The sequence below is a fragment of the Arthrobacter sp. MYb221 genome (genome assembly GCF_002979835.1).
Taxonomy (GTDB): Bacteria; Actinomycetota; Actinomycetes; order Actinomycetales; family Micrococcaceae; genus Glutamicibacter.
In genome coordinates this window covers 61163-77143 of the sequence record NZ_PCPW01000008.1, presented here as the reverse complement: position 1 = coordinate 77143, position 15981 = coordinate 61163, and the positions used below count along the sequence as shown (strand labels likewise).

General features: G+C 60.4%; 12 protein-coding genes. 3 read left to right on the top strand and 9 right to left on the bottom strand.

The window, feature by feature from the left end:
• Positions 1-90 precede the first annotated feature (90 nt).
• The 6 genes from CQ015_RS11300 to CQ015_RS11275 all read right to left on the bottom strand — a co-directional run bounded on the left by CQ015_RS11300 (position 91) and on the right by CQ015_RS11275 (position 8569).
• On the bottom strand, positions 91-1299 hold the full coding sequence (locus CQ015_RS11300) for a Wadjet anti-phage system protein JetD domain-containing protein (protein WP_105569709.1): 1209 nt from the start codon (positions 1297-1299) through the stop codon (positions 91-93).
• Positions 1289-4774, bottom strand: coding sequence for an ATP-binding protein (locus CQ015_RS11295; RefSeq protein ID WP_105650154.1), 3486 nt, complete (start codon positions 4772-4774; stop codon positions 1289-1291). Before CQ015_RS11295 ends, CQ015_RS11300 begins: the two co-directional genes overlap by 11 nt.
• Positions 4774-5397, bottom strand: coding sequence for a DUF4194 domain-containing protein (locus CQ015_RS11290; protein WP_105569711.1), 624 nt, complete (start codon positions 5395-5397; stop codon positions 4774-4776). The genes CQ015_RS11295 and CQ015_RS11290 overlap by 1 nt, the downstream gene beginning before the upstream one ends.
• Before the next feature lie 2 nt (positions 5398-5399).
• Positions 5400-6842, bottom strand: coding sequence for a DUF3375 domain-containing protein (locus CQ015_RS11285; protein WP_105569712.1), 1443 nt, complete (start codon positions 6840-6842; stop codon positions 5400-5402).
• Between the two features lie 111 nt (positions 6843-6953).
• The gene (locus tag CQ015_RS11280; RefSeq protein ID WP_105569713.1) at positions 6954-7385 is read right to left on the bottom strand and encodes a thioesterase family protein; all 432 of its coding nucleotides are present in this window, start codon (positions 7383-7385) and stop codon (positions 6954-6956) included.
• Between the two features lie 50 nt (positions 7386-7435).
• Positions 7436-8569, bottom strand: coding sequence for a hypothetical protein (locus CQ015_RS11275; protein WP_105650153.1), 1134 nt, complete (start codon positions 8567-8569; stop codon positions 7436-7438).
• A 180-nt stretch (positions 8570-8749) separates the two neighbouring features.
• Here CQ015_RS11275 and CQ015_RS11270 point away from each other — a divergent pair, with 180 nt between their 5' ends.
• Both CQ015_RS11270 and CQ015_RS11265 read left to right on the top strand, forming a co-directional pair.
• Positions 8750-10597, top strand: a complete 1848-nt coding sequence (locus CQ015_RS11270) for a calcineurin-like phosphoesterase family protein (protein ID WP_105650152.1) — start codon at positions 8750-8752, stop codon at positions 10595-10597.
• Positions 10598-10741: 144 nt separating this feature from the next.
• Positions 10742-11716, top strand: coding sequence for a D-2-hydroxyacid dehydrogenase family protein (locus CQ015_RS11265; protein WP_105650151.1), 975 nt, complete (start codon positions 10742-10744; stop codon positions 11714-11716).
• Here CQ015_RS11265 and CQ015_RS11260 read toward each other — a convergent pair.
• Positions 11682-12398 (bottom strand): phosphatase PAP2 family protein, encoded by a 717-nt coding sequence (locus CQ015_RS11260; protein WP_181150406.1) that lies wholly within the window; start codon positions 12396-12398, stop codon positions 11682-11684. The genes CQ015_RS11265 and CQ015_RS11260 overlap by 35 nt on opposite strands.
• Positions 12399-12462: 64 nt before the next feature.
• Here CQ015_RS11260 and CQ015_RS11255 point away from each other — a divergent pair, with 64 nt between their 5' ends.
• Entirely contained in the window at positions 12463-12921 is a 459-nt protein-coding gene (locus CQ015_RS11255) for a 23S rRNA (pseudouridine(1915)-N(3))-methyltransferase RlmH (protein ID WP_105553456.1), read from the top strand.
• Between the two features lie 194 nt (positions 12922-13115).
• Here CQ015_RS11255 and CQ015_RS11250 read toward each other — a convergent pair whose 3' ends face one another.
• Both CQ015_RS11250 and hutG read right to left on the bottom strand, forming a co-directional pair.
• Positions 13116-14411: a sodium/glutamate symporter gene (locus tag CQ015_RS11250; protein WP_105553457.1), complete on the bottom strand. Its 1296-nt coding sequence runs from the start codon at positions 14409-14411 to the stop codon at positions 13116-13118.
• 7 nt (positions 14412-14418) lie between these two features.
• Positions 14419-15357: a formimidoylglutamase gene (gene hutG, locus CQ015_RS11245; RefSeq protein WP_105650149.1), complete on the bottom strand. Its 939-nt coding sequence runs from the start codon at positions 15355-15357 to the stop codon at positions 14419-14421.
• Positions 15358-15981: the final 624 nt, after the last annotated feature.

The following is a 15981-nucleotide window of genomic DNA, read 5'->3' as shown; positions in this document are numbered from 1 at the left end:
TCGATAGTGAACGGCTTGGCATCAACGTTCATTCCGTTGGTGCCAAGCCTCATTTGCAACGTTCCCGCAAGGGTGCGGTAGCCGCGGCTGCTATTCGATCACGCAGGGCAGGTCCCAGCCGCAGGCGCTGGCAATTTTCTCCACCGCATATCCCCAATTAATCTGTTCCTGCTCCAACCTCAACTGCGTGCTGTCGGCATCCGAGCGGAGGCTTGCCAGGAGCGAGGCCTCTGCCGCAGTGAGATGATCCAGCCGCGCCTTGGACGGTTTGCCTTCGGTGCCCCAGAATTCGCGGTGCGCTTCCAGCGTTTCCCGGTCCATCATCACACTGCGAACGTGGCCGTGGTGCGAGCGCAATTGATTCAGAATTGCGAAACCGTGGGTGTCCAAGTCTCCCCAATACACAAGCTCACAGGCATTCACCCAGTCGGCTGCGGCCAGTCCATCCAGCCCGTAGCCTGCGCCGAAAACGACCAGACTCTCCGGCATCAGCGGCATGGCCAGGAAATTGGTCCGGTTTTCGGTCACGAGAACCGTACGCACCGCAAGTGACATCGAGGCAAAGGCTTGGACCGTCATTTCAAGGTCTTCGGCGCCGCCCGGTGCGCCCAATGTTTCGGCCAACCCCCGAATACGCAGGGTGTCCGGTTCCAGCTTGAACCCGTGACGCAATTTGAAGGACTTTATTGTGGAACTGCGGGGAGTTACCGTGCCGCTGAGCACCGCCTCCATCTCGTCGATCTCGCGCAGATGCTTTTCTATAAACTTTGTGTGCACTCCGGCAAGTGCAAGTTGTCGCAGGTAGATTCCCGGTTCGCGGTTCTCCACCAGCCATCGGGCCACCTTTGCCACGGCTAGTGACTCGGAGCCCAACGCCGCGAGCCGGAAGGGACGCGCAAGCACCCAGGGCCGTAGTTGCGGTTCATTCCCCAACAGTGCCGAGGCTAAATGCGTGAATGCCGCAGCTTCCCGCCCCTTACCCAGGAATGCGATCTCCTGGTGCACGGTATCGAACCAAGCCGCCTGAGGTACATCGTTGGCACCAATGCTTTGGTGTCCGATGCTCTTGGACTCGATGCGGTAGTGGGAAGCTGCCCGGTGAAGTTCGCTCACCCAATTCTTCGCCTCGCCAAATCGCTGCCTCAACTCCCCGGCATTTGGCGATTTCAAAGGCCTGCGGCGCGGATAAACTCCCGTTGGCTCCAGCAGCTCGCACAGCAGCTGTCCGCGCTCCCAGGTTTTCAGTGACGCCGCCCGCAAGCTAGAAACTGTGGTCCACCCGGATTCCTTAGTTGCCACGGCGTTCCTTCTCGGCCCGGTACTCTGCGATAGTCATGTTCCGCAGCTGCGAAGCCTGTCCCGAAGGATTGTCCACGAATCCGACATGCGCCACGAACGGCTCGATCACGTGAATCTTCTGCAACGGGGTGACGATCAGCAACTGCAACTTCAGCCGTTTGAACAGCTGAAGGCCATAGTGCGCCGAAGCGTCCGAGCCTCTACCGAAGGCCTCGTCGATTACGACAAATCGGAAGTTCCGTTTGGTTTCGGTTCCCCCGCTCTTTCGTCCGCCCAGTCCGAATTGGAAAGCCAGCGCCGCTGCAAGGATGGTGTAGGCCAGTTTCTCTTTCTGACCTCCTGACTTTCCACCCGAATCAGTGAAATGCTCAAATTCTTCGTTGGTCTCGCTCCACCTTTCGGAGGCACTGAAGGTAAACCAGTTGCGAACATCGGTGACCTTCTCGGTCCAGCGCTGATCTAGGCTGGTAAGCCCGTCACGTCCACGGAAACGCTCCACCAGCTTGGAAACCTGGGCGAATTTCAGCTCAGAGTATTGCTCGCTTTCCCCCAATGCTCCTTCGGAGCAAGCCCGCAAGTCGACAACGAATTCGCGAATCTCCTGGTCCGAACTCTGGTGATGCTCGAGCTGAATGTGCCGGGCCGGGTCGTACTCGATCTGCGCCAACGATTCATTAATCTGATCGATACGGCCGGTAATGTCTGTCTTCCGAGCATCGAGGAAGGCGTTGAACGCGACAATCTCGTTGATCGTATTCTGGTTCAGCGCTTCCTTGAACTTGCTCGCGAAACGTGGCAAGTCATCTTTCTGCAGTCGTTCAAGCAGCGCGATGAACTCGTCCGCAGCCTCCAGCGCCTCGTCGAATTCGGTGCACTCTTCCTTGTACTTGGCCCGAAAAGCACCCATCAAGTTCAGGGTTCTTTCCCCGGCCCTAATGACCTGCTTGTTCAGGTTGTCAATGCGTCCGGTGAGCTGTTTATTCACCGAGCTTTCGATTCCCGGGACGTTCTTGTAGCTCAGTTCCGCCTCGCCCAACGCCTCACCCGTAAGCCGCCCGAGCTCGGCCAGTACCTGTTCACCGGTGGTTACCGGACGCAGCTCCAAGGATTTCGCGCATGAGCTGATGGTCCCAGCGATATCCTCGCGACCTTGCTCGTTCTTACCAATTCGAATGCCAAACTGTTCGGCCTGATCCTGCAGCTTTTTCAGCTCAAGCACCAGTTCGGACTCTTTCTCGGCCAGCAATGCGAGTTGGTCATTGGCCGAAGACAGCTGCCTGTGCTCCGCCACCAATCTGTCGATTTCCCTGGCGGTGAGCTGCCAGCCGATTTCGGCGAAAGTTTTAACCGCCTCCACCGTGCCAACCGCGCGCTGCGCCGCTCCAAGTTTTCCAAGCTCCCGCAACACCACAGCAATCCGCTGTTCGACTCCCTGCCGTTTGGCTACCGCCTCATCCACGAGCCGCCGGATCGTGGTGGTTTTCTCGTGGTTATCCCAGCCGAGCACGAAGTTCCGTCGATCCCGGCGCGCAGGGCGGTCATCTTTTTCGTGTCTCCCTCCACCGGTTTTTAACTGGCCGTTGGGTGTGACGGCTTTGGCATGGCGACGAAATTCATCCAGGGATTCACAACAGTGGTGGTCGAAACGTGTGTTCAGCTGTGCCGCCAGGTATGGGCGGAACTGCGTCCCTACCTTGATTTCAATCTTGGACGCCAACGTTCCGGCACGTTGCTCCACAGCTTGCATCGGTTGCGAATCGACCTTGCGGTAGACCAATCGCCCGCGAAGGTTGTTGCGGTCTACCCAAACGGATACCGCAGCATAATGCTGCTGGGGCACCAGCAATGACAGTGCAAACCCGCGCAGCGCCAACTCGGCGGCGCCTTCCCAGAGCTGTTCGCCGGGACGCACACGCAAGAGTTCACCGATATACGGCAGATTCGTCTCCTCCAGCCCAGTCGCCTCACAAAGTCGCCGGCGGATTTCAAGCTGTTCGCGCGGAAGCAGGTTCGTTCGCGCCTGCAGGGACGCGAGTTCCTCGTGCAGCGACTGTTCTTCGGCTTTGGCTTCCGCAATTAACGCCAGCAGCCTTCCGTGGCCGTCATTGAGTACCGCAGCCTCCCGCTCCAATCGCACGGTAACTTCAGGCAAATCGGCCACGTTCGCATCGAAATCCACCTGGTCTCGGACGGGCTGCAGCGCCAGCAGGGCAGCCGAGCTTGCATAGGATTCGGCTTTGGCCTTTTGGGACTCTTGACGAACGGTAGCCGCGTGGATTTCGCTGTCGATGGTTGCCAGCCGGCCACCGCCGTGGACTCTGATGTCCTCGCGAATCACAGCTAGTTGTTCCTGCGCTTTGAAAACCCCGGCTTTCTTGGCAGCAGAATCCCGACGAAGCCTGGTCGCGGTGCGTTCCAGCTCCGCTTGGTGTTCCAGGCTTAGTTCTAGCTGTCTGGACATGAACCACGGGGTCAGTTCCTCGCGCACCGAGCGGTACGTGGATTCTTTTGCGGATAATTGCCGGTGCCGTTGAGCATGTTCCCGAATCGGAACAAGCATGTCGATCTGATCATTGGCCCGGCGCACCGCATCGTGGGCCTTCTTCAGATCATCAAAATGCAGGATCAGGTTCTTCAACCGACCAGCCACGTCATCGTCGTCGAGCATATTTGTGCGCACGAAGCTGGTGATGTTCTCAACCTGCTTCATTGACACCGTGCGGTGGAACAGTTCCATGGCTTGGGAACCAGAAATGCCGAACTGTCGCTTAAACGCCGATTCATAACTGTCGAAGGTGTCAAAGACCGTCACGCCGTCGCCGCGCAACCGTCGTTTGAGTTTCAGCGGGTCACCATCGAAGTCGGCGAAGTTCCCGGTGATTGACTGCTCCGACTCGGAAAGGGAATAGAAACGGTTAGGTTGCCCGGCTTCTTGCGTGGCCCATAAGGTGAGCGCCAGGCTAACAGTCTTGTCCATCTCGGCGTTGCCGAAGATGCCCAGTACCACGGTGTAGCTGCCAGGTTTACGCAAAGCTACAGGTTTTGAAGCGTCTCCTCCACCGCGTTCTGACTTATGGAAGCCACGCACGTAGGACATGAGACTGCGTTCTTTTTTCTGGGCCCCGGCGGCCTTATTAAAATCAATCCGATGAGCCGGTAACAGCAGAGTCGTGATCGCGTCTACGACGGTTGATTTGCCCGAGCCGATGTCTCCGGTCAGCAAACTGTTTTCACCGTCCAGAATAAAGCGACGCACCGCCCCATCGAAGGTTCCCCAATTCAGGATCTCCAGCCGGCGCAATCGAAAACCGGGGTCATGTCCTTCGAATTCCAAGGTCTCGGTCTGTTCAACGCGTGGGCCGTTCGCCTTGGGCAAGGGCTCGGTCGACTTGGTTGGCTCTGGTTTCACCGCGGCAACATCGGGTAGGGAGATGAAGAGCGAGTCTTGCAAATCCGAGGTGTTTTTCGATGCCATTATTTCTCCTCCAAGGCGGTGCGGTAATCAGCTAGGCGTGCATCGAGTTCCCCGAGCCATTGAGCATCGACGAATGCCTTTATGATCCGCGCAACCTCAAAGCTGTCATTGCTGCCGCGAAGCTTACGCAGGAAGCCCATCTCGGCCACCTTCTTGATGCTGGCGTTCAGTTGATCGAACATCCTGACCTCATTGCTGGTTTCGGGCATAAATACCGAGACCAGCTCAGCGATCTGTTCGCGCGTCATAACCAGACGAGTTTCGGCGGTCTGCTGGTCGAATTCGGCCAGCCTCACCCGCAGCAGCGCGAGCAGCAAGGAGACGTGAAAGGTCAATTGCCTGCGAGCTACCAATCGTGGCAGCTTGGAGTCTTCTGCGGCTTTCGAACGCAAGAATGCGTAGCCTTCGATATCATCATGGAATAGCTCTAGGCCAAGCACCGCCACGTAATCCCGCGCCGAGCTGATGTTCTCCCCTAGCTCTTGCCACAACTTTTCATCTGATTCGCGGTAGATCACGCCTTTAAGCAGATGAGTGACCACCAGGGAGAGCGAATCGGTGGGCAGAGCGGCCGCGGTTGCTGTTACTGCTGCGTCGGTATCGAATGGCAATGCTTCGGTCATCTCTAGTCAGCCCTCACAAATGTAATGTGCTCCACAGTGGCTTCACGCAGCGCACCGGAATTTGTCGTCCAGCTCAGCGTCTGGGTCCGCGACGCATCAATATTCGCCCATTTGGACTCTGCCGCGATCTGGAAATAAGTGACGATCTCCGCCAATCCTTTTTCTAAGGGATGCAACTGAAGTATCTCTTCCAAACTCGCTTGCGAGTCCTGCGACAAGGCCTCATCGATATTCGATTGAAGTTCGCTGCGATCCACATAAAACTGCTCGAAAAGCGCGCTCGAATCGACTTCGCTATCTTCGGAAAGTTCTACCTCGTCATTGATTATTACTTGAGTCCCTGGCTTATACAGGGGCCGCTCAAAGGGCAGGACTACCTCAATTTGTTGGGTAGGGATTTCGGCGATGGTTCCGCTAGGTGGTTCGTTGCGCAGTACCAACGCATTCGACTCGATGCTTCGGATCAGCTGCATGATGCGTTTGTTCTCCAAAAACACCTTGTCATCTAGCAGCCGGCGCATCTGCTGAGACAGCCGACGCACCGTGCCTTGGGTCTGTTCTACGGCAGGCAACCAGTCGCGTTGAAGATGCAGGATCTCGCCCAATCCTTCGATCCGCTGCAGTGCAGGGATTTGTGTTGCCTGTTCCAGTAGCTCGTTCAATTCAGAACGTTGCGCTGGCGACATCAGGTAATCCCAAAAACCCTGGAAGGTTCGTCCCTGCAACGATCCGGAGATATCTTCTTGATTCGTGAAGATCGCATCCAGCAACTCGCCTTGGGTGCCTTCCCAGGTGGAAATTCGTTCACGCACTTGGCGGTCTAGGTCACGGAAGTTTTGTTCGACTTCGCGGAAGTCAGAGAGCAGATCCTGGGCTTGAGCACGCAATTGCTGGTAGTGGTCTAGGGCTTCCGGAGCAGACATTACCGGCATATCACCGGCAGCGACCGCTTCGATCTTCACATCGATCGCCAGACGCTCGGCGCGTAGTTGTGCCAGACGGACCTCAGGGTCGGTTTCTGAACCGCGAACGAGGGTCTTGAGCAGGGAAAATATCCCGGTCAGCCTCGATTGCGTGGCGACGAATTCTCTGCCTTGCAGCGCCTGAACCCAACGCACCGCGTCCTCGGTGGTAGGCGTCAGGTCGAAGATCGGGTCGTCCTGACCGGCAATATAGAACTTTCGAAGCCAAGCTTTCTCCGGAGCGGCCCAGTTATCAAGGTACTCCGTTGCGGCGCGTGGGAAACTTCCTTCTCCCAGTCCCTCACGAACCGTAAACAGCACGTCGTCAAGAGCATCGATTAGTTCCCGCCGTGGAATGTTGCGGCGATTCGGTTCAATGAAAGCCGCGGCGAAGAACGCGACAACCAGCGGCGCATGGTCAGCGCGCAGCAGCGCCCACCCGGGATGGTTCTCGCGCAATCCTTGGACGGCGTAGTAATCCACGTTTTCGACTCACTTCTTCCAGCTGTCCAACGGCCTGAATTGATGGTGCCGTTCTACCCATCATAGAAAGCACGTGAGACAAATAGGCCGGTCTATGCAATTATCGATGACTCAGGCGCGCGCTTCTATCACTGAACGTTCAAGCCAGCTTCGTTCGAATTCGCTCAGGGCCCTTGAGGACTTGCCATCCGCGGCCAAGGGGACCATCACCGTTGTCGAGTCGAAGACCGGATGCCCATCCTGGTAGCCGATCCCGCGCACGCTGAAGGATTTGGTCCCGATGCGGGTAATCCCCATGCGGATCAGCATTTCCGGCTGGTAATAGAGCGGGCGCAGGTAGTCGACCTGGATCGAGGCGACTACCGTGCCGAATTCGAAGCGGCCGGTTTTGCCGTCTTCGCGTGTCCAGCGGATGCGTGCCTCTTCCATCAGCGTGATGATGCGGGCATTGTTCACATGCCCCAATGCGTCCTGATCCGACCAGCGCAATTGCAGCAGGATCTCGGTAGCAGCAGCCAGGTTTTCGGATTTCGCTTCAGTCATAGCTTCCATTGCACCAGATTTCCGGCCGTTCAGCTGCGCCCGTGACCTGCTCATGAACCCTCTTGTCCCGTCGTGCAAACCCAACGACGCGCCTCGCTGTTTGCATCCAGGCAGCTCCAATTCATGGGTTCCGAATAGAATCTGATCTCATCGGTGAGCCAAAAGGTCTTATCCGGGTCCCATCCGGCGATCGTGCTGGCGAAATTTTCATCTACTTCAAGGCATTCGCCGGCAAGGGCGAGATATCCGGCCACGCTCAGATGCACGCAGTCATAATGCTGCGCGACCAGCGACCAGTCGGGCATCACCCAGGAGCCGTCGCGGCCGGTGGTTCGATACCAGTCATTGCGTTTGCCGGCGGTGACCTCGATGCCATATTTGCGGCACAACCGAACCCAATCTGCGGCAGAAGAGATCTCCAGGATCCGCACCGAGGGCGGCACGCTCGCCGCTCGGGTTACCGCTTGCTCCCAGCCGAAACCGTCTTCGACGCAGCTCAAGCCCAGCGGCTGTTTGTCGGCGAAGATTGCGCTGGTGGCCACAAGGTTCATGCTGGGCTTGGACCACCATTCGCCACTGAGGTTTGCGCTGACCGGTGTCGGCTTTTCGGCGGCGAAACGCTCCTCGGTCAGGATCAGTCGTTCCTTCCAGCGTTCGAGCTCGTCGGCCACGCTGCGTTCGGCGAGTGTCACCGAAGCGCTGGGATCGAGTTGATCAAATTCCACGTGAAACTGTGAGCGCAGATCAACGGGCGCACACCACCATTGCGCCTTGCCGGAGTCCGCAATGTGTCCAGCAATTCGTTGCAGCGGCTCCGCGAGCACCGGCGAGGCCAACAGCGTGTCTTCGCCATCCGGCTCCTGCCAGTATCTGGCAGCATCGACGGAGCGCTCCAGCGCCCCCTTCAGGAGCATGTCGGTCACCGCAACAAGCTCGGTGCCATTCAAGAGTTCGGCAAGCTCTTCCGCACCGACTTTGATCCCGCGTCCCACCTCGGCTCCCGGCCCGAACATGACCACGGAATCACCGCGGCATGCTTCCACCTGATAAGCGGCATGGAACATTCCCGAGTGCAACGGATGCTCATCAAATGCGGGCAGCAGCTGCTCTTCGCCGGCCAGCGCAAATTCCCACAGCAGGCGCCGCCCGCGCCGCCCGGCCGGCAATATATGCGCTAAATCCACTTCTGACTCCTAGCATTCGACGCATAGGGACGTTAAATAAGCCCAAGACACCGAGTTAGTTTTAACGAGATCGATTATTCGAGATTACCTCAGCAGGGGTTGCTATTTACCTCCGGCTGGCAGCGTTGGCTCTGGCCGGTCAAAGGTCCGGCAGATTGCCACCACCCCGGAGGAACGTTCGTGAAATCATTCGCTCGACCCGGCAAAACCAATCGCATCACACCCGTACGACTCACCGCAGGCGCTCTCGTCGTCGTTGCAACCTCAGTTGCCCTTACCGCAGCGAATTCGTCCCCCATTCCGGAGCCGGCTAATACATCCAGCGCCACTTGGGAATCCAGCGCCTACCGCGGCACCGTCGAAGCGATTCCCGCCTCCACCCAAGACCAGGCTGAAACCCCGAAAACCATCGATGGCGTGGTGTTCGAGGACAGCAACCAAAACTCCAAGCATGACTCCAACGAGCCGGGCAGGCCAGGGGTCACCGTCTCCAATGGACGAGAGGTGACCACCACAGACGGCCAGGGACGCTACGAGTTGCCGTCCTTCGAGAACATGACCATGTTCGTCACCCAACCACGCGGCTACCAGGTGCCGGTTGATGAACACAACGTCGCCCAGTTCTCCTACACCCACCTTCCGGAAGGTTCGCCGGAGTTGAAATACGGCGGAATCGAGCCCACAGGCCCGCTGCCGCAAGCCGTCAACTTCCCACTGACGCGCAGCTCCGCCACCCAATCCCCGGAGCAGAGCTGCCTCATCGGCGCGGACGTGCAGACCTATGATCAGGAAGAAGTTGAATTCGCCCGCAGCGGCGTCTTCACCGATCTGGCCGAGCGCAACGATTACACCGGATGCGGGGCGCTGTTCATTGGCGACTTGGTCGGAGATGACCTGTCCTTGTTCGCGCAGACCCGAGAGCTGACCTCCATGCTCAACGGGCCAGCGCGCTTCCTTCCAGGCAACCACGACATGGACTTTGACGCCCTGGACGGCGAGCACGAATTCGACAGCTACCGCGCCCAGTTCGGCCCGGAGTACTACTCCTATGACGCTGGCAAGACGCACGTGGTCGCGCTGAGCACCATCGCGTACCCCACGAAAGTTCCCGCCAAGAAGAGCGACTACACCTATGACCTGGGCGAGCGGCAGCTTCAATGGCTGCGCGCGGATATCGCCAAAGTTCCCAAGAACAAGGCCATCGTGCTGGCCGGGCACAGCCCGCTCCTGGAATTCTTCTACAGCGATTCGCACACCACCAAGCAGGTCAAGGAAATCTACGAGATCCTTAAGGGCCGCGAAGTCGTGTCGCTGGGCGGGCACACGCACATGTCCGAGAACCTGCGTGCCGGGGATCTGTTGGACGGATGGCGTGACGAGGTTGGGGCGGAGGGACTGCCCTTCACCCACCTGACGGTCCCTGCGGTCTCCGGGCAGTGGTACGCGGGCCGAGTCACCGACAGCGGCTACCCCACTTCCATCCAGCGTGACGGCACCCCGCCGGGCGTGCTGACCCTCGATATCAAGAATGATGCCATTACCGAACGCTTCACCGTCACCGGCGGCGACGAGACCAAGCAGATGGCGCTGGGACTGAACACCCCGGCCTACCGCGAATGGTACGCACAAAATGTCGACCAGCCACGCGGCACGGTGGACCCACTTGCAAATCCGCTGTCCGTGAGCCAAGCCGAGCTCTCCGCAGAGACCTGGCTGACCACGAACTTCTGGATGGGCAGCACCGGATCGAGCGTGGAGGTCACCCTGGATGGCGAAGAAGCTTCGCTGGCCACCCGCACCCAGCAGATGGCGGGGGAACGACCACTGGTGGGCGCCGAATACTCCGATCCGGTGGCCATCGCCGAACAGTTCGTCCACGGTGGCGGGCTGGCCGAGAAGACTAACCACTTGTGGCGTCTTGAGCTGCCCACGGATTTGACGGTGGGAGCACACACCGCCACGGTCACCGCTACCGATGTCCACGGCCGCTCCTTCACCGAGGAGCTCTCCTTCGAGGTCACCGAGTAATCTGCAGCAGCTGCTGGTGGCGTCCGCATACTCCAATGCGGGCGCCACCTTCTTTGTGCCTTCGCCTGCCCCGCCGGTCCCGCGCAGCCGACTCATTGGCTCAAAGCTGCGGCGCCAAAGCCCGCCCACGCATATGATGAAGGCATGCGCATTGCTATCTTGGACGACTACCAGAACGCGGCTCGCGACTTCGCGGATTTCGACGAGCTCGCGGCCGAGCTGAACGCCGAATTGACCGTCTTCAACGAGCACCTCGGCCACGAGGACAGCGCCGTCTGCGCGGCGCTGGAACCCTTTGATGCCATCGTGGCGATGCGCGAGCGCACACCCTTCAGCGAAGCCAGCTTCCAGCGGCTGCCCAACCTGAAGCTGCTGGTTTCCACCGGCCGGCGCAATGGATCGATCGACCTGGACGCTGCCGCGGCGCACGATGTGCTCGTTACCCATACCGGGTACGTTCCGACCGACGCCGTGGAACACACCTGGGCGCTGATTCTCGCCGCCGCCCGCCGGCTCGACGTGGAACTGTTCTCCACCGACTCGCCGCGCACCGAATCCGCGCCCTGGCAGTCGACCTTCGGCATCGGGCTGGCCGGGAAAACCCTGGGCGTGTATGGCTTGGGAAATCTCGGCTCGCGGGTGGCCAAGGTCGGCCTGGCCTTTGGCATGCGGGTGATCGCCTACAGCCAGAACCTGACCAAGGCCCGGGCCACCGAAGTGGGCGTCGAGCTGGTCTCCGAGGCCGAGCTCTTCGCCACCAGCGACGTGCTCACCGTCCACTTGAAGCTCTCCGCGCGCAGCACCGGGGCCATCTCCGCCAAGCAGCTGTCCTGGATGAAGCCCGAAGCGATCTTGGTGAACACCTCGCGCAGCCGCATCGTGCAAACCCCGGCACTGATCTCCGCCTTGGAAAACCAGCTGCTGCGGCTGGCGGCCGTGGACGTATTCGACGTGGAACCGTTGCCGGTGCTTGACCAGCTCACCCGCACGCGCGGGCTGATAGCCACCCCGCATATCGGCTACGTGACCGCCGAACAGTTCGAAATGTTCTACCGTGACTCGGTGGAGAACATCCGCGCCTGGGCTAAGGGTTCGCCGATCCGCGTGATGGGCGGCTAGCCACCGGCCGCCGGGGCACGAAGTAGAAATGCAGGATCGCTACCACCGCGGCCCAGGCGGCCCCGATGAGCAGCCCCACCACCACGTCCGAGACCCAATGATGTCCAAGGTAGATGCGCGAGGCACCCATGGCGAGGATAAACAGTCCGGCCAGGGTCGCGATCAGATAGGCGTAGCGGCGCAGTCCGTAGACGATGGCCAGGTAACTGGCGATGCCGATCAGCGCCATCGCGTTCAGCGTATGCCCGCTGGGAAACGAGAACGATTCGGGCGGCGCAGGTCCGCCGGGGATCCCTTGCGGACGCGGCACCCGAAGATTCGCCTTCAGCAGCACCGTCAGCAACACCGAGACCAGCGCCGTGAATGCGACCGCCGCCAACGGCCAAACGCTGCGCGTGAACCAGCACAGCAACCCGGTCAGCACCAGCATGATCAGCGTCATTCCCGGGGTGGAACCCCAGAAGTACAGCAGGTCGGCGAGGGATTGCCACGCGGGGACCTGATGCTCCAAGACCCAGCGGTATGCCGGCTCATCCAGGTCTTTGGCCCAGCCGCCCACATGCAGCGAGACCAGCACGCGGCGGGTGAAGTAGAACATGGCAACCACGAGACCAAAGATGATCCACAGGATCTGCGTGCCGCGGGGCCGTTGACCTTGACGGAAGTACCAGGAAGATCTCATGACTTCCATCGTAGTGGCCAGCCGGGTGCACCGGCGATGCCGGCTCATGCGGAAGAATAGTCACATGACGATCAAGGTTTTAGCCATTGGCAAGAAGCACGAGTCCTGGGTGGAGGAGGGAATCTCCCGCTACGCAAAACGCCTGAAGAAGCCCTTCGATTTGTCCTGGCAGCTGCTCAACCATTCATCGCGCGAGAACGACGCGGCACGCACCGAGGAATCGGCACGGATCTTGGCGAAGATCTCCGCGGATGACTTTGTGGTGCTCCTGGACGAACGCGGCAAGAACGTGGACTCCCCCACGCTGGCGGACACCCTTCGCGCTCCGATCGATTCCTCGCGCAATGTCGTCATCATCATCGGCGGAGCCTACGGGGTGGACGCCTCGGTCCACCAGCGCGCGAACTTCGCCTGGTCGCTGTCCAAGCTGGTCTTCCCCCACCAGCTGGTGCGGCTGATCCTCACCGAACAGCTCTACCGCGCCCAGGACATCCTCGCCGGAGGCAAATACCACCACGTGTAGACCGGTGCTAGCGCACAGGACCTGGAGTTGGAACACCCCAAGCTGGCGCAGCCCCAACCGTTGCCTTGAGAATCCAGGTGGCCAGCAGTCCATCCGGCAAGGCCGAACGAAACCGGCAACAGAGATAGATTTTTCGAGGCGCAAAGACAGCAACCCGCCGGCCGGTGGCCGGCGGGTTGGCTCCCCTGGCTCGGCTAGCCGACCAGGTTCATGCACCACACGATCCATGGCAGCGCCACCATGTCGATCAGCACGGCGCCGGCCAGCGGGACGATCAGGAACGCCCGCTCGGAGCGGACTCCGAACTTGGAGTTGAAGGCATCCATATTGGCCAGCGCGTTGGGTGCGGCGCCCATGCCGTGGCCGATGAAGCCGGCGACCATGGTGGCCGCGTCGTAGTCCTTGCCGAGCATCCGGAAGACCACCAATACGGCGAACGCCAGAATGAACAGCACCTGCACCACCAGGATGAGAACCAGCGGGCCGGCCAGCGAGGCGAGCTCCCACATCTTCAGGCTCATCATCGCCAGGGTCAGGAAGAAACCGAGGGTGAACTTTGCGATCAGCTCGACCGCTTCGTCGCTGATCTTGAACCAGCCCAGCTTGTCATTGACGTTGCGGAAGATCACCGCAACGATCATCGCCCCCACGTACGCGGGCAGGGTCAGGCCGGTGATCTCCGAAAGCCAGCCGCCGAGCACCGTGCCGGCAACCATGAGCGCGGCAATGACCACCAAGACGGTCAGCAGCCGGTTGTATTGGAGTCCTTCGCCCTCGGCGTTGGCGTCCCCGGTCCGCCGGTCGGTGGCTACCGCAGCCGCGCCGTCCTTGCCTCCGGCCGCATTGGCGCCGGTCACCATGTTCTTGGCTACGGTCCCGGCAACTGCCATCTTGCCCAGCAGCCCGGCCTTCTCGGGGATCTGCACGTTATGCCGAGCCACCAGGAAGTTAGCGGTCATGCCGCCGAGCATGCTGCCGGCCACCAGGCCGAAGGTTGCCGAGGCAATCGCCACCGTGGTCGCACCCTCGAAACCCATGGCCTCGGCGGTCGGGCCGAAGGCCGCGGCGTTGCCGTGCCCGCCCTCGAGGCCTACCGCCCCGGCCATGATGCCGAGCATCGGCTCGATACCGACGGCTTTGGCCATCCCCATCCCGATCACGTTCTGCATGATCGCCAGGGACCAGCAGGCCACCAAGTAGATGAGCAGCAGCTTGCCGCCCCTTTTGATGGTGGCCAGCGAACCGGCCAGGCCGATGGTCGTGAAGAACGCGACCATGGCAGGAGTCTGCAGCGTGGTATCGAGCTGGATCTGCGCGACGTCGGTCTGACGCAGCGCCAGCACCAGCAGCGCGAACAAGAAGCCGCCCACCACGGGGGCCGGGATGCAGAAGCGCTGCAGGAAGCCAATCCTGCGCCGGGCCCATTCGCCACCGGCCAGCAAGATCATCGCCAGGGCCGAAGTCTGCACCAGGTCAAGTTGTATATCCATATAGCTTTTACCCTTTGCTCATGATGAGGTCGTGGACCAGGCGGGCACCGGTGCGGGCGGTGCGCTGGTCGATGTCGAAGTCGGGATTCAATTCGGCGATGTCTGCGTGAAGCAGCTTGCCGCTGGCCGCTGCCGCCAGCACGATGGCACGCACCACCTCCAGGCCAATGCCGTAGCCGGCCGGCGCGCTCACCCCCGGCGCCACCGACGCGGGCAAGGCGTCCAGATCGATGGTCAGGTACAGGTGATCCACCGAGCCGGCGAAGCCGGCAACAAATTCCCGCACCGCATCGAGATTGCCCAGGTGGCATTCGGTGTCGAGCAGCACCTGCACGCCGAGGTCCTGCGCACGGTCGAAGAGCAGCTTGGTGTTGGACGCCTCGGAAATGCCCACCGCTGCGTAGCGGAATGGACGGCCCGCGGCCGCCTCGGCCGCGGCGATCTGCGCAAACCCGGTGCCCGAGGTAGCCGCCTGCGCGACGCGCAAATCGAAGTGCGCGTCGATATTCAGGCAGCCCAGGCTCCACGGACCGGCGGTACCCAGCGCTTTGGCGATGCCTGCATAAGAGGCGAAGGTGATCTCGTGTCCGCCGCCCAGCCCCACGGTGAATTGGCCGTCGCGCAGCAGGCCGGCTAGCGCGTTCGCGAATTCTTCCTGGCCCGCTTCTAGCTCTTGGCCTTCAACCATCACGTCACCGGCGTCGAAGAGGTTGGCCGGCTCCTGAAGAGCGATGGAAGACAACGCCGCGCGCAGCGCCGCGGGGCCGGCCTTGGCCCCGGTGCGGCCCTTGTTGCGGCGCACGCCCTCGTCGCTGGCGAAACCCAGCAGCGTGGCACCGGCTCCCGCGCCTGGCCGCCACGGCTTGATGGTGTTGTGCCAGCGTGCGTTCTGCACCCCGGGACCGTCATCGCGCCCGGACCAGGGTCCGGCTTCATTCAAGGTCATCTCGTTCCTTCGCTCAGCTTGGCCGCGGGGTCGCGGATACGTTCGGTCAGTTCGGCTTTACGGAGCTGCCTCTTTCACTCGGTTCGGCCCTTGCGCTTGATCAGCAGCAATTTCTCGGCCAGAGAAAATTCTAGGGAACTAATTCGAACCGCCAATTTGCCTGCCTGCTGCCGGGGCTGGAGGCAGGACGCCAGTTAAAGTGCCGAAACATGGGGTCAGAAGGGTGATGGGCACTACAAGGTGGAGCGATTCAGCTCTCATTCCGGGCACTCGATTGTGCCAAGAATCACCGATTTTTGGCCGGAATCGGTGGTCGGCAACGCGAAAAACCGACCAAAGCTCACCCTACCGCATTCTTTAACGTTCAAATATTCGATTGGATTCGACCGCTCGAAGCGGCTCGACGCGAGCCTCACATTCGATGGCCAGGGCCAAAACGAGTTGGCATAGCAAGCCGCTTTTGCGACTGGGGGTCAGGTCAACCGCCGGGCCGGGCAGCAGAGGACGGCAGAGCGAATAGCGCCCCTGGCAGCAGCGCAATTCAGTTCGGCTTTGGGTGCCGCAAGGCCTCGCTTAGTCGGTTCGCACCCCTAGGATCGAAGATATGAGTGAGATTCTTTCCCG

What these genes read in the sequence shown, in the direction of transcription:
- CQ015_RS11260 (WP_181150406.1), bottom strand. Translation starts at nt 12,398, where the DNA reads ATGAGATCTTCCTGGTACTTCCGTCAAGGTCAACGGCCCCGCGGCACG.
- CQ015_RS11265 (WP_105650151.1), top strand. Translation starts at nt 10,742, where the DNA reads ATGCGCATTGCTATCTTGGACGACTACCAGAACGCGGCTCGCGACTTC.
- CQ015_RS11255 (WP_105553456.1), top strand. Translation starts at nt 12,463, where the DNA reads ATGACGATCAAGGTTTTAGCCATTGGCAAGAAGCACGAGTCCTGGGTG.
- CQ015_RS11295 (WP_105650154.1), bottom strand. Translation starts at nt 4,774, where the DNA reads ATGGCATCGAAAAACACCTCGGATTTGCAAGACTCGCTCTTCATCTCC.
- hutG (WP_105650149.1), bottom strand. Translation starts at nt 15,357, where the DNA reads ATGACCTTGAATGAAGCCGGACCCTGGTCCGGGCGCGATGACGGTCCC.
- CQ015_RS11250 (WP_105553457.1), bottom strand. Translation starts at nt 14,411, where the DNA reads ATGGATATACAACTTGACCTGGTGCAGACTTCGGCCCTGGCGATGATC.
- CQ015_RS11290 (WP_105569711.1), bottom strand. Translation starts at nt 5,397, where the DNA reads ATGACCGAAGCATTGCCATTCGATACCGACGCAGCAGTAACAGCAACC.
- CQ015_RS11280 (WP_105569713.1), bottom strand. Translation starts at nt 7,385, where the DNA reads ATGACTGAAGCGAAATCCGAAAACCTGGCTGCTGCTACCGAGATCCTG.